Below are 25,159 nucleotides of genomic sequence, written 5' to 3' on the forward strand. Positions count from 1 at the left end.
ATGGATCTTGCCTTTGCGCTCAGTACTTTCGTGACGCTGTTTCTGGTCATCGACCCGATCGGCATGTCGCCCCTGTTTCTGGCGCTGACCAGTGGCATGGACAAGGCGCGCCGCCGCAGCATCGCTTTCCGCGCCTGCGCCATCGCCTTCGTGGTGCTGACGATCTTCGGCCTGTTCGGCAACGCGGTGCTGGAAGGGCTGGGCATTTCACTGGCCGCCTTCCGGATCTCGGGCGGGCTGATGCTGTTCCTGATTGCCGTGGACATGCTGTTCGAACGCCGGACCGAACGTCGCGAGGGACGCACCACCGATGCCGATCACGATCCGTCGGTGTTTCCGCTGGCCACGCCGCTGATTGCCGGGCCCGGCTCGATGGCGGCGATGGTCCTGCTGACCGGCAGCGGCACACCGGGCTGGCTGGGCATTCTCGAGGTTCATCTGGTGCTGGCCGCCGTCATCGGGCTGGTGCTGCTGCTGTTCCTGATCTCGGGTGTGATCGAGCATATCCTGGGCCGCACCGGCATTCTGGTGGTCACCCGCCTGCTGGGGATGCTGCTGGCCGCACTGGCGGTGCAATTCGTGCTGGACGGGCTGCGCGACCTCGGGGTGCTGAGCCTGACGTGACTTCGGCCCCGGCAGTACCTATCTGAAAAGGCAGGCTTGGAGGCGCATATGGGTTCTGACCAGATCGGATCGCTGATCTATCTCATTCTTCTGGGGTTGCTGGTGGGCAGCTATGTGCTGGTGGCGAACCGGCGCAACCTGGGACAGATGACCCGGCACGCGGTGCTTTGGGGGCTGATTTTTCTGGGCATCGCCGTGGGGGCCGGGCTGTGGCAGGACATCCGGCAGGGCAGCGCCCTGCAGCAAAGCGTACAGGCCGAGGGCGAGACCATCACCCTGAACCGGCTACGCGACGGGCATTTCCACATGGCGCTGAAGATCAACGGCGCGCCGGTCAACTTCCTGGTGGACACCGGCGCCACCGAGATCGTGCTGAGCCTTGAGGATGCCGAGAAGGTCGGGATCGACACCGGCAAGCTGGCCTTCCTGGGGCGCGCCCGCACCGCCAACGGCCAGATCGAAACCGCGCGGGTCTGGCTGGACCGGGTCGAATTGGCCGGACAGGTGGAAACCAAGGTGCCCGCACAGGTCAGCCGGGGCGAGATGCCGGGCTCGCTTCTGGGCATGTCCTATCTGTCGCGGTTCGAGCAGATCACCATCAACGGCGACCGCATGGTGCTGACCCGCTGACGGCCCCCTGCCCGCGCGCTCAGCGCTTGCGTTCCCAGCGGCCGCTTTCCTCGCTCCAGTATTCGGCCTCGGCCCCGGCGGCGGTCAGCGCCTTCCATTGTCCACGAGCATGGCCAAGCGCATCGGCATCGCCGCCATCGAACAGGATAAACGCCCGATCCAGCACGGCGGCCTCCCCCTCCCCTACCGGGGCGCCCTCGATGCTCATCAGGCAGCGGGTGGTGGGCGATAGGGTTTCGGACAGGGTCAGCAGCACCGGTTGCAGATCGTCCTGCGGCCCGCCCGCGATGCCATGCGGCAGAAAGGCGGCCTCATCTCCCAGCCAGAGCTTCTGATCCAGCCAGTCGAGCTTTTCGGCGCTGCGCCCGCGCACCTCGACCCGCAGCCCGGCGCCGATGGCGCGTTCCAGCAGACGGGCCAGCGCGTTTTCGACCGGGCTTTTGGTCAGGTGGTAGAAGCGCACGACGCCCATCAGTCTTCCAGCATGTCCTGCACCAGCCGGTCCAGCGCCAGAACGCCCCAGCCGCTGGCACCCTTGGGGGCAAAGGCGGTGGCCTCGGGGGTGCGTGCGACCCCGGCAATGTCCAGATGCACCCAAGGCGTGCCGTCCTTGATGAACCGTTGCAGGAACTGCGCGGCGGTGATCGATCCCGCCGGACGGCCGCCGACGTTCTTCATGTCGGCGATCTGGGATTTCAGCTGCTTGTCATAGGCCGGGTCCAGCGGCATCCGCCAGGCGCCCTCGCCCTCGGCCTCGGCGGCTTTCAGGAAGGCGCCCGCCAGCGCGTCGTCATTGGCAAACACCCCAGCCCTGGCATGGCCCAGCCCGATGATGACCGCCCCGGTCAGGGTGGCCAGATCAATCACGCCGCGCGGCTCGAACCGCTGCTGCGCGTACCACAGCACATCGGCCAGAACGAGCCGCCCCTCGGCATCGGTGTTGATGACTTCGACCGTGTCGCCCTTCATCGAGGTGATGACATCGCCGGGACGGATGGCCTTGCCGTCGGGCATGTTCTCGACCAGCCCGACCAGACCCACCACATTGGCGCGCGCCTTGCGCAGGGCCAGGGTGCGCATCACACCCGCCACGACGCCCGCGCCGCCCATGTCGGCGGTCATCTCTTCCATACCGCCGGCAGGCTTGATGCTGATGCCGCCGGTGTCGAAGACCACGCCTTTGCCGACCAGCGCCAGCGGCGGTTCGCCCTCGGCACCGCCGTTCCAGCGCATCACCACCACCTTGGACGGGCTTTCCGAGCCCTGCCCCACCGCCAGCAGGGTGCGCATCCCCAGCTTTTCCAGCTCGGGTTCTTCCAGAATCTCCACGTCCAGCCCGATCTCCTGCATGGCGGCAAGGCGGGCGGCGAAATCGTCGGTGGTCAGGATGTTGGCGGGCGCGTTGATCAGGTCGCGGGTGAAGAACACGCCCTCGGCGCGGGCGGCCATGTCGCGGGCGGCGGCGGCCACAGCCTCGGGGCGTGTGACCATCACCGAAACCCCGCCTTCGACCGGCGCGGCCTCGGACTTGTGATCGGTGAAGGCATAGGTGCGCAGCGCCAGCCCGAAGGACAGATCTGCGGCGCGCGGATGAGCGCCGGCCAGCACCAGCAGCGGCTTGCCATCCTTGGCCCCGGCAATGGTGGCCCCGGCCTTGCGCACCGACAGCGCATCGGCCTTGCGGTCCAGCTTGATCACCTGCACCGCCGTGGCGGCCATATTGGCGGGAAAGCCCATCTCCAACGCCTGCCCGGCCTTCAGATCGGCAAAGCCCGCACTTTCCACCGCGCGCAGCAAGGCCCCGCGGGTCAGCTTGTTGACCCGGCGCGCGGCCGGATCCAGTTTGGCCTCGGCGCCCACCAGAACGACGACACGGCCTTCGGCCTGGGCGATCCTGTCCAGATCAAGCTCTTCGAACCGGATGGCGACGGGGGTGGTCATGGGGCAATCTCCAGCGTTGTCTGCCCCTTTTCAGTAATCGTGCCGCGCCGCGATGGCCAGAGACCAGTTTTCCATTGCGGCGGGATCGGTTAAGACCGGGGTCACGAACACGGAAAGGGTGGTGAGTGGGGCGTTTCGACCGGTATATCCTGTCCCAGCTGATGCGGGTCTTCGGCTTCTTTGCACTGGTGCTGGTCGGGATCTATTGGGTCAACCGCGCGGTGATCCTGCTGGACCGCTATCTGGCCGAAGGCCAGGGCGGCGGGCTTGTGCTGCAACTGACGCTGCTCAGCGTGCCCGGCATCATGCTGATCGTGCTGCCGGTGGCGGGCTTCGTGGCCGCCGCCTATACCACCAACCGTCTGCATGCGGACAGCGAGTTGGTGGTGGTGCAGGCGACCGGCTATTCCGCCTTCCGGCTGGTGCGGCCGTTTGCGATGTTCGGGGTGATCGTGCTGCTGCTGATGTCCCTGCTGGCGCATCTGGTGGTGCCCGCCGCCGCCCGCGAGCTGAACCGTCTGGAGGCCCAGTTGGCCGATGCGATCTCGTCGAGGCTGCTGGTGCCCGGCACCTTCCAGAGCCCGACACGCGGCGTCACCGTCTATGTCCGCGACATCTCGCAGGATGGCACGCTGGAGGGGCTGCTGGTCACCGATCGCCGCGAGCCGGTGCGCGAGACCACCTACAGCGCTCATCAGGCCCTGCTGGTCCGGCACGAAGACGGACCACGGCTGGTAATGTTCGACGGCATGGCCCAGACCCTGACCCACAGCACCGGACGGCTGGCCACCACGGTGTTCGACGATTTCACCGTCGCCATCGGCGATCTGGCCACCACCCCTGCGCAGCGGCGGCTGGATCAGCGGCAACTGTCGACCCTGACCCTGCTGAACCCCACCCCCGAGATCGAGGAACGGACCCGCCGCAGCGCCGCCTACCTGCAACGCGAGGCGCATCTGCGGATCACCCAGGCGCTGCTGTCGGCCACCGCCGCCGTGGTGGGCTTCGCGGCCCTGATGCTGGGCGGCTTCAGCCGCTTCGGCCTGTGGCGGCAGGTGGCCTTTGCCATCGTGCTGGTGGTGCTGGTCAAGCTGGTGGACAATGCCGCCATCGACGTGGCCAAGACCGATCCGTCGAAATGGCCGCTGGTCTATGTGCCCTGCCTGATGGCGGCGGCGCTGTGCCTGCTGCTGCTGGCAGTGGCCGACAGCACCCTGGGCGCACGGCTGCGACGGCGGGGGCGCGCATGATCCTGCACCTGTATTTCGCCCGCAAGTTCCTGACCACCTTCGCGGTGATCCTGGGCGGGTTCACCCTGTTCATGTGGCTGGTGGAACTGCTGGAGCATATCCGCCGCTTCGACACCGGCGAGGTCAGTTTCGGGATGCTGGCCTATATGGCGCTGCTGCATCTGCCCGAGGTGCTGTACCAGATCCTGTCGCTGATCGTGCTGCTGACGGCTGTGACCATGTTCATCTCGCTGGCGCGCACGTCGGAACTGGTCATCACCCGCGCCACCGGGCGCTCGGCGATCCGCAGCCTTGTGGCCCCGGCACTGGCGGCGATGCTGCTGGGCTGCGTGGTGGTGGCCATCGGCAACCCGGTGGTGGCCACGATTTCAAAGGAATACAACGAAACCGAGAACCGCATCCGCGGCTCGGAACGGGTCGTCTCGGTCAGCCGCGAAGGCCTGTGGCTGCGCCAGGGCCGCCCCGGCGAACAGGTCGCCATCCATGCCGAAAGCGCCAACATGGACGGCACCAAGCTGTTTGGCGTGTCCTTCTTCAGCTTCGACGGCGAGGATCGGCCGCTGTACCGGATCGACGCGGCCTCGGCGGAACTGGGCAATGGCGCGTGGGTGCTGATGCAGGCCAAGCGCTGGGATTTCGACACCGAGGGCAATCCCGAGGCCAGGGCCCAGATCATCCAGGCGACCACGGTGCCTACCGATCTGACCCGCAACCAGATCCGCGACAGCTTCGGCACCCCCTCGGCGATCCCGATCTGGGAATTGCCCGAATTCATCGCCCGGCTGGACTCCGCCGGGTTCTCGGCACGGTCGCACCGGGTGTGGTTCCAGGCGGAACTGTCCAAACCGATCAGCTTTCTGGCGATGGTTCTGGTGGGGGCCATGTTCACCTTGCGCCACACGCGTTTCGGTCGCACCGGGCTGATGGTCCTGGCCGCGGTGCTGTGTGGCTTCGGGGTCCATTTCGTCGGCAATCTGGCGCAGGTCATGGGCGACAGTGGACAGTTGCCGGTAATGGTGGCCATCTGGGCCCCACCCGCCGCCGCCATCTGCATGGCGCTGGCCACATTGCTGCATTTCGAGGACGGTTGAGCATCGTGTCGCGACGCCCCCTTCTACCTGCCCTGCTGACCCTGCTGGTCGTGACCCTGACCGGTCTGGTGCTGGCCGCGCCTGCCTGGGCGCAGCAGGACGCAGCGGAGGCCCCGGTACTGACCGCGCTGGCCGCCGACCTGGTGCGGATCGAAGGCGAGGATGTGCTGGTGGCCACCGGCAACGTCGAGATCTTCCACGGCGACACCCAGTTGCGCGCCGACAGCCTGCGCTATGACCGGGCCAAGGATCGGATTTTCGTCTCCGGTCCGATCACCATCATCGATCCCGACGGCACCATCCTTCTGGCCGATCAGGCCGAACTGCAAGCCGATCTGGAAACCGGCCTGCTTAGTGGCGTGCGCCTGATCCTGGACCGGCAATTGCAGATCACCGGTGCGGAAATGGCCCGTCGCCAGGGCCGCTATTCCGATCTGCGGCAGGTGGCGGCCTCAAGCTGCGAAACCTGCGAGGATGGCCGCGCCCCGCTGTGGGAAATCCGTGCCAAGCGTGTCGTCCATGATGAAGAACTGAAACAGATCTACTTCTATCACGCGCGCTTTCGCATCTGGGGCGTGCCGGTGTTCTACCTGCCCACCCTGCGCGTGCCCGATGGCACCGAAGACCGGGTGTCGGGCTTCCTGACCCCGTCGTTCTATTCGACGACGGAATTCGGCAACGGCATCAAGCTGCCGTATTTCTATGTCATCAACGAGCATTCCGACCTGAAGCTGACACCCTATGTCGCCACCGACCATACCACGACGCTGGAGGCGCGGTACCGGCAGGCGTTTGCCAAGGGGAACATCACCGTCGAAGGTGCGGTTTCGCAGGATTCCATCGAGCCGGGAGAGACCCGTGGCTATCTGTTCGTCAACGGGGCGTTCCGGGTGCCCTATGACTTCTCGCTGAATTTCGATCTTGAGACGACGTCGGACGACCCCTATTTGCGCGACTACGGCTATTCCGCGAAGGACCGCCTGGACAGCGCTATCTCGCTGCTGCGCACCCGCGAGGACGAGCGGATCTGGGCCAATATCACCCACTACCAGTCGCTGCGCGCCGACACGACCAACGAGGATGAATACGAACCCGTGCTTTCGGGCGATCTGCGTTGGAACCGCCGCTATCAGCCCGCATCCTTCGGTGGGTGGCTGGACTCGGATCTGATCGGCCATTTTCACGTGCGTGATTCAGATCAGAACATCATCGGCCGCGACATGGCGCAGTTGCGCGGCCGGGTCGACTGGGCGCGGGATTGGACCGGGTGGAACGGGTTGCGGATGCAGGCGCGCACCCGGCTCAACGCCGAGGCCAAGCAGATCACCAACGACGATCGCTACCCCACCTTTCAGACCGCGCTGATCCCCGAAGCCGCCGTGACCCTGTCGTGGCCGATGATCAGCCCGACCAATGACGGCGTGTCCTACATGCTGGAACCGGTCGCCCAGTTCGCCTGGTCCGATGCGGGCCAGATCAGGTCGCCCAACGACGACAGCCGGGCGGTGACGCTGGACACGGGCAACCTGTTCCGCCTGAACCGCTTTCCGGGGCTGGATCGTTACGAGGACGGCGGCCGGGTCAACCTGGCCCTGCGCTGGAGCCGCCAGTCCACCGAAGGCCTGACGCTGGCACTGACCGGCGGGCGTATCTATCGCTATGACGACTGGGACATCTTCCCCGACGGATCGGGGCTGAGCGGGCCACGCTCGGACTGGCTGGCGCAAGTGGACATCGATTTTGCGAACAACCTGGCGCTGCGCACCCTGACGCTGCTGGACAACGACTTTGAACCGGCGCTGTCGCAAACCCGGCTGTCGTTGGCCTATGGCGACCTTGATCTCAGTTCCAGCTACATCTGGCAGCGCGAAGATCGCAGCAGCGACCAGACCAAGGATCTGAACGAAATCGCCGCCAATCTCGACTACCAGATCAACGAAAGATGGTCGAGCGAACTGGTCATCCGGCGGGACTATACCGCGAAACGGACAAACTTTGCCGAGCTTGGCCTGGCCTATGAAAACGAATGCGTCAGGGTTGATCTTTTCGCCCGCCGCAGATTTAGAGCAACCACAGATGTCGAACCCACGCTCAGCTACGGCCTGTCCGTCAGCCTGCCCGGGTTCGGCAGCAACGAGACCGCTGCGCGCCGCCGCCGCTGCACCAGTTGAGGACCACAGACCCATGGCCATCCTGCCCCTGCTGCGCCGATCGATCCTGGCTGCTTCCCTTGCCCTCGCGCCCGTCGCGGCCGCGGCGCAATCGCCGTTCGACACGGTGGCGCGGGTCAACGATGGCGTGGTGACCCGGTTCGAGGTCGAGCAGCGCGAGTTGTTCCTGAACGTTCTCAGCATTCTGGCCGCGGATCGCGAGGTCGCGCTGGAGTCGCTGATCGAGGATCGTCTGAAGCTGGACGCCGCCGCCACCGCCGGGATTCTGCCGACCACCGACGAGCTGGAATTCGCGATGGAGAATTTTGCGGGCCGCGCTAATGTCAGCAAGGAAGAATTCGTCGCCGCGATTGCCGATGTGGGCATTCAGGAGCAGACCTTCCGCGACTATGTGCGCGCCCTGCTGGCCTGGGGCGACGTGGTGCGTGAACGGTTCGCCAGCCGCGCCCGCCCGACCGAGGAAGAAGTCGACCGCGCCATGGCGCTTGGCACCGGGGATCGCTCGACCCAGGTCAAGCTGGCCGAGATCGTGCTGCCGATGAACCCTCAGGTGGCCGAGATCAACGAAGTGCGCGCCGAGGCCTTCCAGAAGATGACCAGCTTTTCGCAGTTCTCGAACGCGGCGCGGCAGTATTCGGTGTCGCCGTCGCGGGTCAATGGCGGCGAGATGCCCTGGCGGCCACTGTCGGAACTGCCGCCGCAGATCGCGCCGCTGTTTCTGTCCATGCAACCCGGTGAGGTGACCGAACCGCTGATGACCAATGGCGGACTGGTGCTGTTCCAGTTCCGCGCGCTGCAGGACGCGCGGCCGTCGCTGACTGGCAATGTGACACTGGATTTCATCCGGGTCGCCCTGCCCCTCGGCACCAGCCCGACCGCCGAGATCGCCCGGATCCGGCCCGAGGTCGATCGTTGCGAAGATTTGTACGGGGTGTACTTCAACGGCCCGCCCGAGCAGTTGCAACGCACCACCGAAGCGCGCGCCAAGGTTCCGGGCGACATCACCCGTACGCTGGATATTCTGGACGAGGGCGAAATGGCGCCGCTGGGCAGCGGCATCGTGATGCTCTGTGCCCGCACCGGCATTCCGAACGAGGACCTGAGCCGCGAGGACGTGCAGGTGCAACTGCTGGCGCGGCGCCTGGACAGCTATGGCGAAAGCTACCTTGAAGAGCTGCGCGCCGACGCGTTCATCGAGATCGTGCGATAATGCTGCCGGTGGCGCTGACCTGCGGAGAACCGGCGGGGGTCGGCCCCGAGATCGCCGCCAAGGCCTGGGATGCCCTGCGCACCCGGTTGCCGTTCTTCTACATCGGCGATCCCCGGCATCTGCCCTCGGGCACGCCGGTGACCGAGATCGCCGATCCGATGGAGGCCCTCACCGCCTGCAAGCGCGCGCTGCCGGTGCTGACCCATCGCTTTCCCGAACATGCCCATCCCGGCGTGCCCTCGCCCGCCAACGCGGCGCAGGTGATCGAGGTGATCGCGCGCGGCGTCGACCTGGTGCAGCGTGGCAGTGCGGCGGCGCTGTGCACCGCACCGATCCACAAGAAGGCGCTGAAGGATGGCGCCGGGTTCGCCTATCCCGGCCATACCGAATACCTGGCCGCGCTGGCCGGGGTGGAACGGGTCGTCATGATGCTGGCCTGCGAGGGGCTGCGGGTGGTTCCCACCACCATCCACATCGCCCTTGGCGACGTGCCCCGCACCCTGACCGCGGACCTGTTGCGCGACACCCTGCGCCTGACCCATCGCGCCCTGCAAAGCGACTTTGGCATCCAGGCACCGCGCATCGCCGTGGCCGGGCTGAACCCCCATGCGGGCGAAGGCGGGGCCATGGGTCACGAAGAAATCACGATCATCTCGCCGGTGCTGGAGGCGCTGCGCGCCGAGGGGCTGGATCTGAAGGGTCCGGCCTCGGCCGACACGATGTTCCATGCGGCCGCGCGGCGGAACTATGACGTGGCGGTGGCCATGTACCACGATCAGGCGCTGATCCCGATCAAGACCATCGGTTTCGACACCGGCGTCAACATCACGCTCGGGCTGCCGTTCATCCGCACCTCGCCCGACCATGGCACCGCCTTTGACATCGCCGGTCAGGGGCAGGCCGATCCCACCAGCCTGATCGAGGCGCTGATCCAGGCCGACCGCATGGCCCGCTTCCGTGCCCAGGCCACCGCATGAGCGCCATCGACACCCTGCCGCCCCTGCGCGAGGTCATCGCAAACCACGGGTTGAGCGCGCGCAAGTCGCTGGGCCAGAACTTCCTGCTGGATCTGAACCTGACCGCCAAGATCGCCCGCAAGGCCGGTGATCTGACTGGCTGTGACGTGCTGGAGATCGGCCCCGGCCCCGGAGGACTGACGCGGGGCCTTCTGGCCGAAGGCGCGCGCAAGGTCGTCGCCGTCGAGAAGGATCGCCGTTGCCTGCTCGCCTTGCAGGAGATTGCCGATGCCTACCCCGGCCGGTTGGAGATCATCGAGGGTGACGCGCTGGAGGTGGACCTGTCGGGCCATCTGACCGGCCCGGTGCGGGTCGCCGCCAACCTGCCCTATAACGTCGGCACCGAGTTACTGGTGCGCTGGCTGACCCCGGACAGCTGGCCGCCTTTCTGGGAAAGCCTGACCCTGATGTTCCAGCGCGAGGTGGCGCAGCGAATCGTGGCCAAGCCCGGCTCGAAAACCTACGGGCGGCTGGCCTTGCTGGCGCAATGGCGCTGCGATGCGAAAATCGTGCTGGACCTGCCGCCGCAGGCCTTCACGCCGCCGCCCAAGGTCAGCTCGGCGGTGGTGCATCTGACCCGTCTGGACGCGCCGCGGTTCGAGGCCAACCCAAAGACCCTGTCGCATGTGGTGGCCACGGCCTTCAACCAGCGCCGCAAGATGCTGCGCGCGGCCCTCAAGGGGATGGCCCCGGATATCGAAGATCAGCTGCGCGCTGCCGGACTGGACCCCACCGCACGGGCCGAGGAAATCTCGCTGGAAGGGTTCTGCGCGCTGGCCCGGCAGTTGGACGGCAGCTAGAGTCCCCACGCCCTACGCACATGCAAAAGGCCACGCAGCGGACTGCATGGCCTTGAAAACGTTGTGGCAAGTTCGCGGCGATCGCGGGCCTATTCGGCGGCTTTCGGCGGCTCTTCGGTCGCGGCGGCGGGGGCTGAATTGCCGTTGTCCGCGTCGGTTGCAGCACCATCGTTGGGCGCGGCATCACTGGCGGCGGACTCGGGGGCGACGGCGTCGCCGGGGGCGGCGTCTTTGGGATCCTTGGCCTTGGGCTTGCGGGCGCGGCGGGGCTTCGGCTTGGGCTTGGCCGGAGCGCTTTCGGGCGTCTCCACCAGGCCGCTGTCCTGGCTGTCGGCGGGCGCCAGATCCAGCACATCGTTGCTGGTGGTCTTCTGCGGCTCGGGTGCGACGGCGACGTTGTCGCTGTTGGTATTGTTGGTATTGGTATTGTTGCTGTTGTTGTCCTGCGCGGCAGCGTCCCGCGACCTGTCGCCGGTGTCGTCGCCACGATTGTCGCCCTGCGCGGGCTGCTGATTCTGGCGCGGCTCGTCCCGGTCGCGCTGGCGATCACGGTTCTGCTGTTCCTGCTGCTCGCGCTTGGCATCGGCTTCGCGCTGCGCCTCGCCCACAAGGCGGGTATAATGCTCGGCGTGCTGCTGGAAGTTCTCGGTGGCCACGCGATCGTTGCTCAACTGCGCGTCGCGGGCCAGCTGGTTGTATTTCTCGATGATCTGTTGCGGCGTGCCACGGACCTTGCCCTCGGGGCCAGAGCTGTCGAAAACGCGATTGACAATATTGCCGACCGACGACCGGTTGCGGTTCGACTTCGACCGCGATCGTGACTTGGAAGATCTCATACGTAGTTTTCTCGGCCTTAGTTTCTGCCTTCAGCGCGGCGAGGCAATTCTGCCCGGTCTCGATACAGCGCTGTCTATTTTACGGCTTAGCGTCGGGGGAACAGCCTTCGTTGGCGCTCCAAGCATCCGACTTCTCGGTGTAAACCATGCACGGCGGGGCAAGACAAGCAAAAATTGGGCACAAGGTGAACCCTTTGGCGGCCTCAACCGCACGACAGGGTCATGACCCGGCCCCGGCCGTCAAGGTCCGGCAGGCAGGCCACGCGGGCAAATCCGGCGTCGCGGGCTATCCGGCCCACGTCGTCTTCCTGCCCCACCCCGATCTCAAGCAGGACGCGCCCGCCCTCGGCCAGCAGCGCGGGCACCCCCGGCAGGATGCGGCGATAGGCGTCCAGCCCGTCACCGCCCGGCGTCAGCGCACCGCGCGGTTCCCAATCGCGCACTTCCGGCGACAGGGTCGCGTGGTCGGCTTCGGTGATATAAGGCGGGTTCGATACGATCAGGTCGAAGGGGCCGGCCACGCCGGTCAGCCAGTCGCCCTTGCGCAGGTCGGCGCGGTCCCGCACGCCCAATGCACGCGCGTTGCGCGCCGCCACCGCCAGCGCGGCCTCGGAGGCGTCAATGCCCAGCCCCGTTGCCTTGGGCCATTCCGCCAGAAGGGTCAACAGGATACAGCCGCTGCCGGTGCCCAGATCCAACAGGCGCGCGGCGGGCCGGTCCAGGGCCGCCAGCACCAGCGCCTCGGTCTCGGGGCGCGGATCCAGCACATCGGGGGTGACGTGGAAATCGCGCCCGAAGAAAGCCCGGGTGCCGGTGATCTGTGACACAGGCTGGCGGGTCGCGCGTGCGGCAATGGCGGCCTCGAATCGGGTCTGCGCCGTCTCGGGCAGCGGATCGTGCAGCAGCAGGGTCAGGCGGCCCGGCGGCACCTGCATCGCATGGGCCAGAAGGCGGCGGGCATCGCCCATGGGGGCCACTATCCCCGCCGCTTTCAGACGCGGCAGAGCGGCCTGCAGCGCCTGGGCGCCGGTCATGCCTGCATATCCGCCAGTTGCGCGGCCTGCGCATCGGATATCAGCGCGTCGATGAAGTCATCCAGATCGCCGGCCAGCACCTGATCCAGCTTGTAAAGCGTCAGGTTGATGCGGTGATCGCTGACCCGCCCTTGCGGAAAATTATAGGTGCGGATGCGTTCCGAACGGTCGCCCGACCCCACCTGCCCCTTGCGATCCGCCGCGCGTTCATCGGCCAGCCGCTGGCGTTCTTCATCATAAAGACGCGTCTTCAGCACCTGCATGGCGATGGCGCGGTTCTGATGCTGCGACTTCTCGGAACTGGTGACGACGATTCCGGTGGGCACATGGGTGATCCGCACCGCCGAATCGGTGGTGTTCACGTGCTGGCCACCGGCGCCGCTGGCGCGCATGGTGTCGATGCGCAAATCGCCGGGATCTATGTGGATGTCCACATCCTCGGCTTCCGGCAGCACCGCCACGGTCGCTGCCGATGTATGCACCCGCCCCCCGGATTCAGTCGTTGGCACCCGCTGCACCCGGTGCACGCCGCTTTCGAACTTCATCCGGGCAAACACCCCGGCGCCGTCGATGCGGGCGACAACCTTGGATATGCCGCCCAATTCGGTGCCGGTTTCTTCCAGGATTTCAAAGCGCCAGCCGCGCGCCTCGGCATAGCGCTGGTACATGCGCAGCAAATCGCCCGCGAACAGCGCCGCCTCGTCGCCGCCGGTACCAGGGCGGATCTCGATCAGGGCGGCGCGTTCGTCGGCGGCATCCTTGGGCAACAGCGCCAGTTGCAGCGCGTGTTCGACCTCGGGCAATTGCGCGGTCAGCTCGGGCAGTTCGTCCTCGGCCAGCTCCTTCAGCTCGGGATCGTCCAGCATCGATTCCGCCTCGGCGATGTCCTTGCGCAATTGGCGATAGCGGTGGATCTGGGTCACCACCGGGCGCAGGTCGGAATATTCCTTGGCCAGCGCGGCGATATCCTCGCCCGCCGTGCCGTCGGCCATTCTGGCTTCGAGGTATTCGAACCGGGCCGTGATCTGCTCTAGCTTGTCTTCAGGTACCATGCCTGTGGCATCTGTCCGACCCAAGCCATCGGGTCAAGAGGGATTGGGCAGAGACCGGGACTGCAAGGCCTGCATCCAGGCGGTGACCCGCGCCGCGTTGATCCCCAGATCATCGCGGCCGAACCTCTGGCGTGAGAATAGGACAAGCCGCGTGCCCTCGCCTTCACGTATCGCCCGCACCGAAATATAGTCGGGAAACCCCCAGAGGGCCGAGCGGGCAACAAAGGTCACGCGGTCCGGGCTTTCGGCCAGAACCCGCACGCGTGGTGTCTGCAACGCCACTTCGGTCAGGGCTGCAAGCGCCTGATCCGGTGCAGCGGCCACCACCACACCCGGCTGATCGCCATCGCCCGGACGATACAGAACATGTGCCTTGTCCTGAGGACGCGTCACCGTCAGCGGGTCCACATGCCAGACCGCCGGATCCGACGGCGCCAGCCGGACATAGAGCATCGCCGCGGCGACCAGCATCGCCAATCCGATTGCAATCCAAACCATCACGCGCATCTGCCTGCTTTCCTGATCCTGACATTCAGGTAGGCCTTGCGCCGCCCTGCGCAACCCCGTCCCATTCCGGCGCGGATCGGGCAACCGGCTGGACAAGCCCGCCCGGCTCTGCCCATCTGCGGCAACCCCTGCCGTGGAGATCCCGATGACCGACGACCTGATCCATGACCCCAAGGGCGGCATGCCCCGCCTGCTGGAAATCATGCGCCGCCTGCGCGACCCCGACAGCGGCTGCCCCTGGGACATCGAGCAGACCTTCGACACCATCGCCCCCTATACCATCGAGGAAGCCTATGAGGTCGCCGACGCCATCGAACGCGGCGCCATGGGCGAGTTGAAGGGCGAATTGGGCGATCTGCTGTTGCAAGTGGTCTATCACGCCGAGATCGGCACCGAGGCCGGGCATTTCGATTTCGACGCCATTGCCAACGGCATCTCGGACAAGATGGTGGACCGCCACCCCCATGTGTTCGGCGATGAAAGCCGCGACAAGTCGGCGGAACAACAGACGCTGGACTGGGAAACCCAGAAGGCGCGCGAACGGGCGTCCCGACAACGCGCCGGTGTGCTGGCCGATGTGGCCCTGGGACTGCCGGCGGCGATGCGGGCGCAAAAGCTGCAGAACCGTGCCGCCCGCGTCGGTTTCGACTGGCCCGACACCAGCATGGTTCTGGACAAGCTGGCCGAGGAAAGCCGCGAGTTGGTCGAAGCCCGCGACACCCTGGGGGCCGCCGAGATTACCGAGGAATTCGGCGACCTGCTGTTCGTGGTTATCAACCTGGGCCGACATCTGGGCGTGGACACTGAAACGGCCCTGCGCGCCGCCAACGCCAAGTTTACCCGCCGATTCGAAGCCATCGAGGCCGCGCTGGCCGCGCAGGGCCGCGCCCCCGAGGACTCCTCGCTGGAGGAAATGGACGCCATCTGGAACGCGACCAAGGCCGCGGAAAAGGCCGCGCGCCAGGGCTGAGCGCCCGGCAATCGCCCCGGCACAGATCCGCGGCGCGACATTCCGACTTTTTTTGTCAGTTATCCCGATCGGGGCCTTGACCGGCCCCGCAAGTTTCGATTTATCTCCGCCAAACACGACAAAAACAGTCAAGCTAAAACCGGAGTTTCCTGATGCTGACCCGTCTGAACCATGGCCTGAGCGCCGCCTTTCTGGTCGTTGCCGCAGTTCCCGCCTTCGCGGATGAGGTCAACGTGTATTCCTACCGCCAGCCCGAACTGGTGGAACCGCTGTTCGACGCCTTCACCGAGGAAACCGGCATCTCCGTCAATTCGGTGTTCCTCAGCAAGGGTCTGGTCGAGCGTCTGAAATCCGAAGGCGACCGCTCCCCCGCCGACCTGGTGCTGACCACCGACATCTCGCGCCTGTCGCAACTGGTGGAAGAAGGCGTCACCCAGCCGGTCGAAAACGCCACGCTCGAGGCCCAGATCCCGGCGCTGTTCCGTGATCCCGGCAACCAGTGGTTTGGCCTGACCAGCCGCGCGCGGGTCGTCTATGCCTCGAAAGACCGTGTCGCCGATGGCGAGGTGACCACCTATGAAGACCTGGCCTCGGACAAATGGGAAGGCCGCATCTGCACCCGTTCGGGCACCAACGCCTATAACGTCGCACTGACGGCGGCGGTGCTGGCGCATCACGGCGAAGACGGGGCCACCGAATGGCTGGAAGGGGTCAAATCCAACCTGGCCCGCAAGCCCCAGGGCAATGACCGCGCACAGGTCAAGGCAATCTGGGCCGGCGAATGTGACATCGCCATCGGCAACACCTACTACATGGGCCTGATGCTGAAGGACGACGAACAGAAGGCCTGGGCCGACAGCGTGCGCATCGTCTTCCCCACCTTCGAGGACGGCGGCACCCATGTGAACGTCTCGGGCATGGCAATGACCAAATCCGCGCCCAACCGCGAGAATGCCATCAAGCTGATGGAATTCCTGTCCTCGACCGCAGGCCAGGAACTCTATTCCGAGATCAACAACGAATATCCTGTCGACCCGAGCGTTCCGTCCTCGGAGTTGGTCTCCTCGTGGGGCAGCTTCACCGCCGATGACGTGAACCTCATGGATCTCGCCAAACTGCGCCCGGCCGCCCTGCGCCTGACCGAAACCGTCGATTTCGACGGCTGATCGCGGACCTGACCCGCGATATGCCCCGGCGTCCCCACCGCCGGGGCTTTTCTTTTTCTCCCAACCTGACAAGACTGCGCACATGAGCACAGACAACGCCCCCACCCCGCGCAAGATCATCATCGACACCGATCCCGGACAGGACGATGCCGTCGCCATCCTGCTGGCACTGGCGTCGCCGGAAGAGATCGATCTGCTTGGCATCACCACCGTGGCCGGCAATGTGCCGCTGGCACTGACCTCGAAGAACGCCCGCATCATCTGCGAACTGGTCGGGCGCAGCGACGTGAAGATCTATGCCGGGGCCGAGGCACCACTCGAACGCCTCCTGCGCACGGCAGAACATGTCCACGGCGACACCGGGCTGAACGGCCCTGCCCTGCCCGATCCGGTGATGCCGCTGCAGGACACCTCCGCGGTGGATTTCATTGTCGACACGCTGCGGCGCGAACCCGCGGGCAGCGTCACCCTGTGCCCCCTCGGCCCGCTCACCAACATCGCCATGGCGCTGCAACAGGCGCCCGACATCGCCCCCCGCATTGCCGGGATCGTGCTGATGGGCGGCGCCTATTTCGAGGTCGGCAACATCACCCCGGCGGCGGAATTCAACATCTACGTCGATCCCGAAGCGGCGCAGATCGTCTTTTCGTCCGGCGTGCCGCTCACGGTGATGCCGCTGGATGTGACCCACAAGGCGCTGACCACCGAACCGCGGGTCGAGGCCTTCCGCAACATGGGCACCCCGGTGGGCCGCGCCGTGGCCGAATGGACCGATTTCTTCGAACGCTTCGACATGGAGAAATACGACAGCCCCGGTGCCCCCCTGCACGACCCTTGCGTCATCGCCTGGCTGATCCGGCCCGAACTCTTTTCAGGACGCTTCATCAATGTCGAGATCGAGACCCAAAGCGCGTTGACCCGTGGCATGACCGTCGCCGACTGGTGGGGCGTCACCGACCGGGCGCCCAACGCCCTGTTCATCGGAGATGTGGATGCCGACGGCTTCTTCAAACTGCTGATCGACCGCATCGCGCGGCTCTAGGCGCACATTTCCGGGGCCCAACTTCTTCTTGGCCTAAATACTCTCGCCGAAGGCGTCCCGCCCCCTGCCAAAGGCGCATGGCATCCGGGGGCCGCAGAACCTATATCTTCTGTATCCCTTAGAGGCTCGCCATGACGCTCCAGATCCCATTCGACAACAGCTACGCCCGCCTGCCGGACCGATTCTATGTCCGGCAACCCGCCGATCCGGTGACCCGTCCCGGCCTGATCGTGATCAACGCCGCCCTTGCGGCGGATCTGGGGATCGAGGCCGAAGCCCTGGCCAGCGAGGCGGGTCTCGCCGTTCTCGCTGGCAACGCCGTGCCCGAGGGTGCGGCTCCGCTGGCGCAGGCCTATGCCGGGCACCAGTTCGGCGGCTGGTCGCCGCAACTGGGCGATGGCCGGGCGCTGCTGCTGGGCGAGGTTCTGGACCGAAACGGCAACCGCCGCGACATCCAGCTCAAGGGTTCGGGCCGCACGCCGTTTTCGCGCATGGGCGATGGCCGCGCCTGGCTTGGCCCGGTGCTGCGCGAATACGTGGTCTCGGAAACGATGCACGCCATGGGCATCCCCAGCACCCGCGCGCTGGCCGCCGTCACCACCGGCGACCGGGTGTTCCGCGAAGGCGGCGCAATGCCCGGCGCGGTGCTGACCCGCGTGGCCGCCAGCCATATCCGCGTCGGCACCTTCCAGTATTTCGCCGCTCGTGGCGATGAGGAGGCCGTGCGGCTGTTGGCCGACCACGCGCGGACCCGCCACTACCCGCAGGCCGAAACCGCGCTGGACCTGCTGAACGCGGTGATCGACGCGCAGGCCCGGCTGATCGCGAAATGGCTGGGCGTGGGCTTCATCCACGGGGTGATGAATACCGACAACATGACGATCTCGGGCGAGACCATCGACTATGGCCCCTGCGCCTTCATGGATCGGTTCGAGTCCGGCAAGGTCTTCAGTTCCATCGACCAGTTCGGCCGCTATGCCTACAACCGCCAGCCCGACATCGCGGTGTGGAACATCGCGCAGCTGGCCACCTGCCTACTGCCGCTGATCGACCCGGATCAGGATCGCGCGGTCGAGATCGCCACAAAGGCCGTGCACCGCTTCCCGGAGGTGTTCGCGCAGGAATGGCTGGCGGTGTTCCGTGCCAAGCTGGGGCTGACCGCCGATCCCGACGACGGGGATCTGGCCGAGGCTGACAGCCATCTGATCAACGACCTGCTGTCCACGATGGAAACCGGGCGCGCCGATTTCACCAACACCTTCGCCGGTCTGGCCACCGGCACCGCCGAGCAGGCCTTTGCCGACCCCGCCCCGCTGGCCCCGTGGCAAGCGCGCCATACCGCCCGGCTGGCGCAGCAGGGCGGTGCCGACACCGCGGCGATGGGTGCCGCCAACCCGCAGGTCATTCCGCGCAACCATATGATCGAGGCGATGATCTCCAGTGGCGTCGAGGGCGACCTCGCCCCCTTTCGCGCCCTGCTGGAAACCGTCACCCGGCCCTTTGACGCCGCACCCGAAAGCTTCACCCGCCCGCCCGAACCGGACGAGGAAGTGCGCCAGACCTTCTGCGGCACCTGAGCGGGGGTCCAGCGCACGTCTTCGCCTGAGCGCCGGTGCCGCAGGTTTAGAGGTGGAGACGGCGGCACAAATCCCGTAAGTCAGTGCCCATCGAAGCCACGAGACGACGCGATGACCGACACCATCACAGCCCGCTGCGAAGAAAAGGGCCTGCGCATGACCGAGCAGCGCCGGACCATTGCCATGGTTCTGGAGCGGACCTCGGATCACCCCGATGTGGAAGAGCTCTACACCCGCGCCTCGGCGGTGGATCCGCGCATTTCGATCGCCACGGTCTATCGCACGGTCAAACTGTTCGAGGAGGCCGGCATCCTCGAAAAGCATGAATTCGGCGATGGCCGGGCGCGCTATGAAAGTGCCGACCGCGATCACCACGATCACCTGATCGACATGAACTCGGGCGAGGTCATCGAATTCGTCGATGCCGAGATCGAGGAGCTTCAGGAACGCATTGCCGCCAAGCTGGGCTACGAGTTGAAGGGCCATCGGCTGGAACTGTACGGCGTGCCCAAAAAGCGCCCCGGCTGAGCGGTCCGCCGCCGTCCCCCGATCCGGTGGCTTGCAGCGCCGTCGCCTTTCGGCGATGTCGGACAGGCATTCGGCGCGCGCGGCAAGGGTCGCGATGGCGCCGCTCCTAACAACATGTGACGGCAATGGAAAACATCCGCGGCATCGTGCTGATGGTCGCCTCGATGGCGGGCTTCGCGCTGGAAGACATGTTCGTCAAATCGGTGGCGGACGGGCTGCCGGTCAGCCAGATCCTGATCCTGCTGGGATTCGCGGGCGCCCTGATCTTCGGCATCTGGGCCAAACTGCGCGGCGAGCGTCTTCTGCCGCCGGAAATCAAGAACCCCCTGATGATCCTGCGCAACCTTGGCGAGATGATCGGCACCGTGATGTTCGTAAATGCCATCGTGCTGATCCCGCTGGCCACGGCCTCGGCCATCCTGCAGGCCACGCCGCTGGCGGTGACGCTGGGCGCGGCGCTGTTCATGGGGGCCGAGGTCGGCTGGCGGCGCTGGTCGGCAATCCTTGTGGGATTCGCCGGGGTGCTGATGGTGGTCCGCCCCGGTCTGGCCGGGTTCGATCCGGCGTCGTTGCTGGCCGTTGGCGCGGTCTTCTGCCTTGCGGCGCGGGATCTGGCCACGCGCGCGGCCCCGGCGCATCTGTCCTCGCCGGTGTTGTCCTGCTGGGGCTTTGTCGCCGCCGGTGTGGCCGGTCTGGTGCTGATCCCGGTGTCAGGCGCGCCGCGCTGGCCTGCGCCGGATCACTGGCTGATGCTGGGCGGCGCCCTGGGCTGCGGTGTCGCGGCGTATTACGCCATCACGCTGGCGATGCGGGTGGGCGATGTGGCGGTTGTGACCCCGTTTCGCTATTCCCGCCTGATCTTCGCGGTCATCATCGGGATGCTGGTTTTCGGCGAACGGCCTGACCTGTGGACGCTGATCGGATCGGCCGTGATCATCGGGTCGGGGCTGTACACCTTGATGCGGGAACAGATGCGCCGCCGGGCCGCGCAGCGGGCGTTGGCTGGGCGGACGCCTTGATTGCGCTAACATGCCCCACAACTGACGCTTCCCCCGGCAGGGGCAGCAGGGTAAACAACGCGCAGATCAACTTGCGCACAGCGAAGGAACCGTCTTCATGAGCATCATCATCGACATCGTCGGCCGCGAAATCCTGGACAGCCGGGGCAACCCGACCGTGGAAGTGGACGTGATCCTGGAGGACGGCACCCTGGGCCGCGCCGCCGTGCCCTCGGGGGCCTCGACCGGCGCCCATGAGGCCGTGGAAAAGCGCGACGGCGACAAGTCCCGCTATTCCGGCAAGGGCGTGCTGGACGCCGCCGCCGCCGTCAATGGCGAGATTGCCGAAAGCCTGGTGGGCATGGATGCGACCGAGCAGGTCGCCATCGACGGCACCATGATCGAACTGGACGGCACCCCCAACAAGGGCCGATTGGGCGCAAATGCCATCCTCGGCGTGTCGCTGGCCGCTGCCAAGGCTGCGGCGGATTACACCGGCCAGCCGCTGTATCGCTATGTCGGCGGCACCTCGGCCCGGGTCCTGCCGGTGCCGATGATGAACATCATCAACGGCGGCGAGCATGCCGACAACCCGATCGACATCCAGGAATTCATGATCATGCCGGTCAGCGCGACCAACATCCGCGACGCGGTGCGCATGGGGTCGGAAGTGTTCCACACCCTGAAGAAGGAACTGTCGGGCGCGGGCTATAACACCGGCATCGGCGATGAGGGCGGCTTCGCACCGGGGCTGTCGTCGACCAACGAGGCGCTGGACTTCATCCTGCGGTCGATCGAGAAGGCCGGCTACAAGCCCGCCGAAGACATCTATCTCGCGCTCGACTGCGCCTCGACCGAATACTACCGCGACGGCAAATACGACATGAAGGGCGAGGGCAAGGTTCTCAGCTCGGCTGAAAACGTCGCCTATCTGGCCGATCTTTGCGCCAACTACCCGATCATCTCGATCGAGGACGGCATGGCCGAGGATGACTGGGACGGCTGGAAGGCCCTGACCGACGCCATCGGAGACAAGGTGCAACTGGTGGGCGACGACCTGTTCGTGACCAACCCGGTGCGTTTGGCGGATGGCATCAAGCAGGGCGTGGCGAACTCGATGCTGGTGAAGGTCAACCAGATCGGCTCGCTGACCGAGACCCTCAAGGCCGTCGATATGGCGCATCGCGCGCGCTATACAAACGTGATGTCGCACCGTTCGGGCGAGACCGAGGACGCGACCATCGCCGATCTGGCGGTTGCCACTAATTGCGGCCAGATCAAGACCGGCTCGCTGTCGCGCTCGGACCGGCTGGCCAAATACAACCAGTTGATCCGCATCGAAGAGATGCTGGGCGAAACCGCCGAATATGCCGGGCGGTCGATCCTGAAGTAATCCTTGCCGACATGGCACCACGAAGGGGGCCGCAATGGCCCCCTTTTGCATGTGTGGGAAAGGCAGGTTGGCAGACAGGCAGCGGGACGGGCGGTTATTCGAACCAGCCCTTTTCAACCTCGGGCAGACCCATCAGCGACTCTTCGGTGTGGCGTGTGACCAGCGCATAGTCGTCATCGCCATCCACCAGCGGAACGATGCGCACATTTTCCATCGGCAGCAGCACATGCTTGTCGCCGATGCCCAGGAAGCCGCCCACATCTGCGACGATGCCGACCATCTGGCCGCTGGAGTTCAGAACGATATCCTCGATCTCGCCAATGGCCTTCCAGCTTTGGACCGCAGCGTCGATGGGGCCATCGTCCTTCCACGGCACATCCGACAGGTCGGTGTAGATATTGCCGCCGGTGATGTCATCGGCGACGATCATCGTCGACGGGTCGATTTCCATGGTCGATTTGGTGTCGGCAACGACCGGCAGGGCAAAAGCAGCAAGGGCCAGGGCGGAAACGGTAAACTTTTTCATCGTGTACTCCTTTCGCTTTGTACAGGCTGACAACGGAAGACACCGGCAAAAGGTTCCGAAAAAATTCTTTTTTGTTTTCAAGGGGCCGCAGGGGATACTGTTGACCAAGGGTCAGGCTTGGCCAAGATATCGGGGGCACGGGACCGGGCGGCAACGCCGTGATGTGTCCGGCCAGCTAGGGAAAATATCGCATGGATCAGATGACCGCCGACCAGATCATCGCCGCGTTGAACCTGTCGCCGCATCCCGAAGGCGGTTGGTATGCCGAAACCTGGCGTGCGGCCAGCGGGCCGGGTCAGAGGCCGACCGGAACGGCGATCTATTTTCTTCTGAAAGCGAGCGAGCGCAGCCATTGGCACCGGGTGGATGCAACAGAGATCTGGCACCACTACGCGGGCGCGCCGCTGACCCTGCACCTGGCGGAATCCGAGGCTGGCCCGGCGACCGCGCAGACCCTGGGCCCCGATCTGGGCGCCGGGCACAGGCCGCAGGGGATCGTGCCGCCGCACTGGTGGCAGGCGGCGGAAAGCCAAGGCGGTTGGACGCTGGTGGGATGCACCGTTTCGCCGGGGTTCGATTTCGCCGGATTCGAACTGGCACCTGCGGGCTTCGACATTCCGCGCGGGGCCGCAAGTGACGTTTGAGATCACCCCTGCCGACTGGTCCGGGTTCCAGACCGTGATGGGCCCCAAGGGCGGTTGCGGCGGCTGCTGGTGCCGATTGTGGCGGGTGCCGAAGAAAGTCCATGACGCCGACAAGGGCGACGGCAACCGCGACGCCATGCGCGCCCTCTTCGACAGCGGCGCGGTGCCGGGTCTGCTGGCCATGGACGGAGCAACGCCGGTGGGCTGGATTTCGGTCGCCCCCCGGACGGAGTTTCCCGGGCTCAAGGCCTCGCGGATCCTGCAGCCGGTGGACGATCTGCCGGTGTGGAGCGTGTCGTGTTTTCTGGTCATGCCGCCCTATCGGCGGCAGGGGCTGTCCGTACACCTGCTGCAGGCCGCCTGCGCCTTCGCGTCTGAACGCGGTGCCCCGGCGATCGAGGGCTATCCCATCGACGGGAAAGACAAATACCCGCCGGTCTATGGCTGGACGGGGTTCGCCGGCGCCTATCGCAGCGCCGGCTTTACCGAAATCGCGCGCCGGTCTCGGACGCGGCCCATCATGCGCAAGTCGTTGGACTGAGCCTCAGGCCCCGCGCACATACTCTACAAGCTGGGTGGTGGAGCCGTCCTTGCCTTCGGTGGTGGCATGGCCTTCCAGCACCGGTTGCAGGGCGTTGGCCAGTTCCTTGCCCAGTTCCACACCCCATTGATCGAAGCTGTTGATCCCCAGGATCACCCCTTCGACATACACCCGGTGTTCATAGAGCGCGATGATCTGGCCCAGCACCTCGGGGGTGAGTTGCGGGTAGATCAGCGTTGTCGAGGGCCGGTTGCCCGGGAACACCCGGTGCCGGGCCTGGCGGTCAAGCTCGGCCCCTTGCAGACCGGCGGCGGCCATCATGGCGCGTGCTTCCTCCAGCGTCCGGCCGCGCAGCAGGGCTTCGGACTGGGCCAGGCAGTTGGCCACCAGCAGGGTCTGGTGATGCGCCAGATCGGGCTCATGCCCCTTGGCGCCCAGGATGAACTCGCAAGGCACAACGGCGGTGCCCTGGTGGATCAACTGATAGAAGGCGTGCTGGCCGTTGGTGCCGGGTTCGCCCCAGACGACGGGGCCGGAGACCCGCGTCAGGTCCTGCCCGTCCATGCTGACCCGCTTGCCGTTGCTCTCCATCTCAAGCTGCTGAAGATAGGCCGGCAGGCGCGACAGGCGCTGATCGTAGGGCAGCACGGCGCGGCTGCCGTGACCGCAGACCTGGTGGTGCCACAGCCCCACCAGCGCCAGCAGCACCGGCATGTTGGCGTTCAAAGGTGCTTCGCGGAAATGGGTGTCCATCGCCGCCCCGCCGGCCAGAAAGCGGCGGAAGTTCGACGGGCCGATGCCCAGCATCAGGGCCAGCCCCACCGGCCCCCACATGGAATAGCGCCCGCCGACCCAATCGGCGAAACCGAATACCCGCTCGGGCGGGATGCCGAAAGCGGCGGTACGCTCGGCCGAGGTGGAGACCGCGCAGAACTGTGCCGCCGGGTCGCTGACGGTTTCGGCCATCCAGCGGCGCGCGGTTTCGGCGTTGGTCATGGTCTCGATGGTGGTGAAGGTCTTGGAGGCGACGATCACCAGCGTGGTGGCGGGGTTCAGCCCGGCCAGCGTTTCGGTAATCTGGGCGCCATCCACGTTCGACACGAAGTGCAGCCGCGGACCGTCAGAATAGGGGCTGAGCGCGATGGCCGCCATGGCCGGTCCCAGATCCGAGCCGCCGATACCGATGTTGACCACATCGGTGATCGGCCCGCCCTGCCCCAGCATCACGCCGTTGCGCACATCCTCGGCAAAGGCGTCCATCCGCGCCAGCGTGGTGCGAATTTCCGGCATGATATCGGCGCCATCGACCATCAGGGCGCCATCGAGATTGCGCAGCGCCGTGTGCAACACCGCGCGGCCCTCGGTCTCGTTGATCTTTGCGCCGGCGAACATGGCATCGCGGCGGGCCTCGATCTCGGCCTCTTGTGCCAGGTCCAGCAGCAGGCCGCGCGCGGTGGCGTCGATGTTGGTCTTGGAATAGTCGAACAGAAGATTGCCCAGGCGGACGGAATACTCCGCTGCCCGGCCATTGCCGTCAAACAGCGACAGGATCGGCCGGGATTCGGTTGCGGCACGATGCTGTGCCAGTGCGTTCCAGTTATACGACATGACT

25 protein-coding genes are annotated in these 25,159 nt (G+C 65.9%); 17 read left to right on the plus strand and 8 right to left on the minus strand.

The annotated features are described in order from the left end of the window. Together H8B03_RS10420 and H8B03_RS10425 are read left to right on the plus strand one after the other, a co-directional pair. Nucleotides 1-624 carry a MarC family protein gene (locus H8B03_RS10420; protein WP_193141687.1) on the plus strand — a complete coding sequence of 208 codons (624 nt, stop codon included), beginning with the start codon at nucleotides 1-3 and terminating at the stop codon, nucleotides 622-624. Between the two features lie 48 nt (nucleotides 625-672). Then, nucleotides 673-1,254 (plus strand): TIGR02281 family clan AA aspartic protease, encoded by a 582-nt coding sequence (locus H8B03_RS10425; RefSeq protein WP_193141688.1) that lies wholly within the window; start codon nucleotides 673-675, stop codon nucleotides 1,252-1,254. Between the two features lie 19 nt (nucleotides 1,255-1,273). On the opposite strand, the gene H8B03_RS10430 is transcribed toward H8B03_RS10425, so the two are convergent. Together H8B03_RS10430 and H8B03_RS10435 are read right to left on the minus strand one after the other, a co-directional pair. Beyond that, entirely contained in the window at nucleotides 1,274-1,726 is a 453-nt protein-coding gene (locus H8B03_RS10430; RefSeq protein WP_193141689.1) for a DNA polymerase III subunit chi, read from the minus strand. After that, on the minus strand, nucleotides 1,726-3,195 hold the full coding sequence (locus tag H8B03_RS10435) for a leucyl aminopeptidase (RefSeq protein ID WP_193141690.1): 1,470 nt from the start codon (nucleotides 3,193-3,195) through the stop codon (nucleotides 1,726-1,728). Before H8B03_RS10435 ends, H8B03_RS10430 begins: the two co-directional genes overlap by 1 nt. Nucleotides 3,196-3,320: 125 nt before the next feature. Between H8B03_RS10435 and lptF the strand changes: the two genes are divergently transcribed. Genes lptF through rsmA form a run of 6 tightly spaced genes read left to right on the plus strand, consistent with a single transcriptional unit; the run spans nucleotide 3,321 to nucleotide 10,733 of the window. Further along, a complete protein-coding gene (gene lptF / locus H8B03_RS10440; RefSeq protein WP_193141691.1) occupies nucleotides 3,321-4,445 on the plus strand; it encodes an LPS export ABC transporter permease LptF in 1,125 nt (374 codons plus the stop codon). Continuing rightward, a complete protein-coding gene (gene lptG / locus H8B03_RS10445; RefSeq protein WP_193141692.1) occupies nucleotides 4,442-5,536 on the plus strand; it encodes an LPS export ABC transporter permease LptG in 1,095 nt (364 codons plus the stop codon). The genes lptF and lptG overlap by 4 nt, the downstream gene beginning before the upstream one ends. A gap of 5 nt (nucleotides 5,537-5,541) precedes the next feature. Further along, on the plus strand, nucleotides 5,542-7,707 hold the full coding sequence (locus H8B03_RS10450; protein WP_193141693.1) for an LPS-assembly protein LptD: 2,166 nt from the start codon (nucleotides 5,542-5,544) through the stop codon (nucleotides 7,705-7,707). 13 nt (nucleotides 7,708-7,720) lie between these two features. Continuing rightward, nucleotides 7,721-8,917, plus strand: coding sequence for a peptidylprolyl isomerase (locus tag H8B03_RS10455; RefSeq protein ID WP_193141694.1), 1,197 nt, complete (start codon nucleotides 7,721-7,723; stop codon nucleotides 8,915-8,917). Beyond that, nucleotides 8,917-9,894 (plus strand): 4-hydroxythreonine-4-phosphate dehydrogenase PdxA, encoded by a 978-nt coding sequence (pdxA, locus tag H8B03_RS10460; RefSeq protein ID WP_226925853.1) that lies wholly within the window; start codon nucleotides 8,917-8,919, stop codon nucleotides 9,892-9,894. The genes H8B03_RS10455 and pdxA overlap by 1 nt, the downstream gene beginning before the upstream one ends. Then, complete coding sequence (gene rsmA / locus H8B03_RS10465; RefSeq protein WP_193141695.1) at nucleotides 9,891-10,733, plus strand: 16S rRNA (adenine(1518)-N(6)/adenine(1519)-N(6))-dimethyltransferase RsmA; 843 nt, start codon at nucleotides 9,891-9,893, stop codon at nucleotides 10,731-10,733. The genes pdxA and rsmA overlap by 4 nt, the downstream gene beginning before the upstream one ends. Before the next feature lie 89 nt (nucleotides 10,734-10,822). On the opposite strand, the gene H8B03_RS10470 is transcribed toward rsmA, so the two are convergent. From H8B03_RS10470 to H8B03_RS10485, 4 genes are all read right to left on the minus strand, one after another. Further along, the gene (locus H8B03_RS10470; protein ID WP_193141696.1) at nucleotides 10,823-11,569 is read right to left on the minus strand and encodes a DUF4167 domain-containing protein; all 747 of its coding nucleotides are present in this window, start codon (nucleotides 11,567-11,569) and stop codon (nucleotides 10,823-10,825) included. Between the two features lie 203 nt (nucleotides 11,570-11,772). After that, the gene (gene prmC, locus H8B03_RS10475) at nucleotides 11,773-12,603 is read right to left on the minus strand and encodes a peptide chain release factor N(5)-glutamine methyltransferase (protein ID WP_193141697.1); all 831 of its coding nucleotides are present in this window, start codon (nucleotides 12,601-12,603) and stop codon (nucleotides 11,773-11,775) included. Next, nucleotides 12,600-13,655, minus strand: coding sequence for a peptide chain release factor 1 (prfA, locus tag H8B03_RS10480; protein WP_193141698.1), 1,056 nt, complete (start codon nucleotides 13,653-13,655; stop codon nucleotides 12,600-12,602). The genes prmC and prfA overlap by 4 nt, the downstream gene beginning before the upstream one ends. A 33-nt stretch (nucleotides 13,656-13,688) precedes the next feature. Next, complete coding sequence (locus tag H8B03_RS10485) at nucleotides 13,689-14,162, minus strand: DUF1499 domain-containing protein (RefSeq protein ID WP_226925854.1); 474 nt, start codon at nucleotides 14,160-14,162, stop codon at nucleotides 13,689-13,691. 145 nt (nucleotides 14,163-14,307) lie between these two features. On the opposite strand from H8B03_RS10485, the gene mazG reads away from it, so the two are divergent. From mazG to eno, 7 genes are all read left to right on the plus strand, one after another. After that, a complete protein-coding gene (mazG, locus tag H8B03_RS10490) occupies nucleotides 14,308-15,132 on the plus strand; it encodes a nucleoside triphosphate pyrophosphohydrolase (RefSeq protein WP_193141699.1) in 825 nt (274 codons plus the stop codon). A 152-nt stretch (nucleotides 15,133-15,284) separates the two neighbouring features. Further along, a complete protein-coding gene (locus tag H8B03_RS10495; protein ID WP_193141700.1) occupies nucleotides 15,285-16,298 on the plus strand; it encodes a Fe(3+) ABC transporter substrate-binding protein in 1,014 nt (337 codons plus the stop codon). An 82-nt stretch (nucleotides 16,299-16,380) separates the two neighbouring features. Continuing rightward, nucleotides 16,381-17,340: a nucleoside hydrolase gene (locus tag H8B03_RS10500; protein WP_193141701.1), complete on the plus strand. Its 960-nt coding sequence runs from the start codon at nucleotides 16,381-16,383 to the stop codon at nucleotides 17,338-17,340. 131 nt (nucleotides 17,341-17,471) lie between these two features. Beyond that, on the plus strand, nucleotides 17,472-18,917 hold the full coding sequence (locus H8B03_RS10505; RefSeq protein ID WP_193141702.1) for a YdiU family protein: 1,446 nt from the start codon (nucleotides 17,472-17,474) through the stop codon (nucleotides 18,915-18,917). Nucleotides 18,918-19,028: 111 nt separating this feature from the next. After that, nucleotides 19,029-19,445: a Fur family transcriptional regulator gene (locus tag H8B03_RS10510; protein WP_193141703.1), complete on the plus strand. Its 417-nt coding sequence runs from the start codon at nucleotides 19,029-19,031 to the stop codon at nucleotides 19,443-19,445. 125 nt (nucleotides 19,446-19,570) lie between these two features. Continuing rightward, on the plus strand, nucleotides 19,571-20,464 hold the full coding sequence (locus H8B03_RS10515) for a DMT family transporter (protein ID WP_193141704.1): 894 nt from the start codon (nucleotides 19,571-19,573) through the stop codon (nucleotides 20,462-20,464). Nucleotides 20,465-20,561: 97 nt separating this feature from the next. Beyond that, nucleotides 20,562-21,836: a phosphopyruvate hydratase gene (gene eno, locus H8B03_RS10520; RefSeq protein ID WP_193141705.1), complete on the plus strand. Its 1,275-nt coding sequence runs from the start codon at nucleotides 20,562-20,564 to the stop codon at nucleotides 21,834-21,836. 94 nt (nucleotides 21,837-21,930) lie between these two features. Here eno and H8B03_RS10525 read toward each other — a convergent pair whose 3' ends face one another. Further along, nucleotides 21,931-22,362: a PRC-barrel domain-containing protein gene (locus tag H8B03_RS10525; RefSeq protein ID WP_193141706.1), complete on the minus strand. Its 432-nt coding sequence runs from the start codon at nucleotides 22,360-22,362 to the stop codon at nucleotides 21,931-21,933. 200 nt (nucleotides 22,363-22,562) lie between these two features. Here H8B03_RS10525 and H8B03_RS10530 point away from each other — a divergent pair, with 200 nt between their 5' ends. Continuing rightward, a complete protein-coding gene (locus H8B03_RS10530) occupies nucleotides 22,563-23,006 on the plus strand; it encodes a cupin domain-containing protein (protein ID WP_193141908.1) in 444 nt (147 codons plus the stop codon). Further along, complete coding sequence (locus H8B03_RS10535) at nucleotides 22,996-23,547, plus strand: GNAT family N-acetyltransferase (RefSeq protein WP_319022467.1); 552 nt, start codon at nucleotides 22,996-22,998, stop codon at nucleotides 23,545-23,547. The genes H8B03_RS10530 and H8B03_RS10535 overlap by 11 nt, the downstream gene beginning before the upstream one ends. Nucleotides 23,548-23,550: 3 nt before the next feature. Here H8B03_RS10535 and pgi read toward each other — a convergent pair whose 3' ends face one another. Further along, nucleotides 23,551-25,155, minus strand: coding sequence for a glucose-6-phosphate isomerase (gene pgi / locus H8B03_RS10540; RefSeq protein WP_193141707.1), 1,605 nt, complete (start codon nucleotides 25,153-25,155; stop codon nucleotides 23,551-23,553). Between the last annotated feature and the right edge of the window lie 4 nt (nucleotides 25,156-25,159).

The sequence above is a fragment of the Meridianimarinicoccus sp. MJW13 genome, assembly GCF_014901205.1.
In the GTDB taxonomy this organism is placed as follows: domain Bacteria; phylum Pseudomonadota; class Alphaproteobacteria; order Rhodobacterales; family Rhodobacteraceae; genus Meridianimarinicoccus.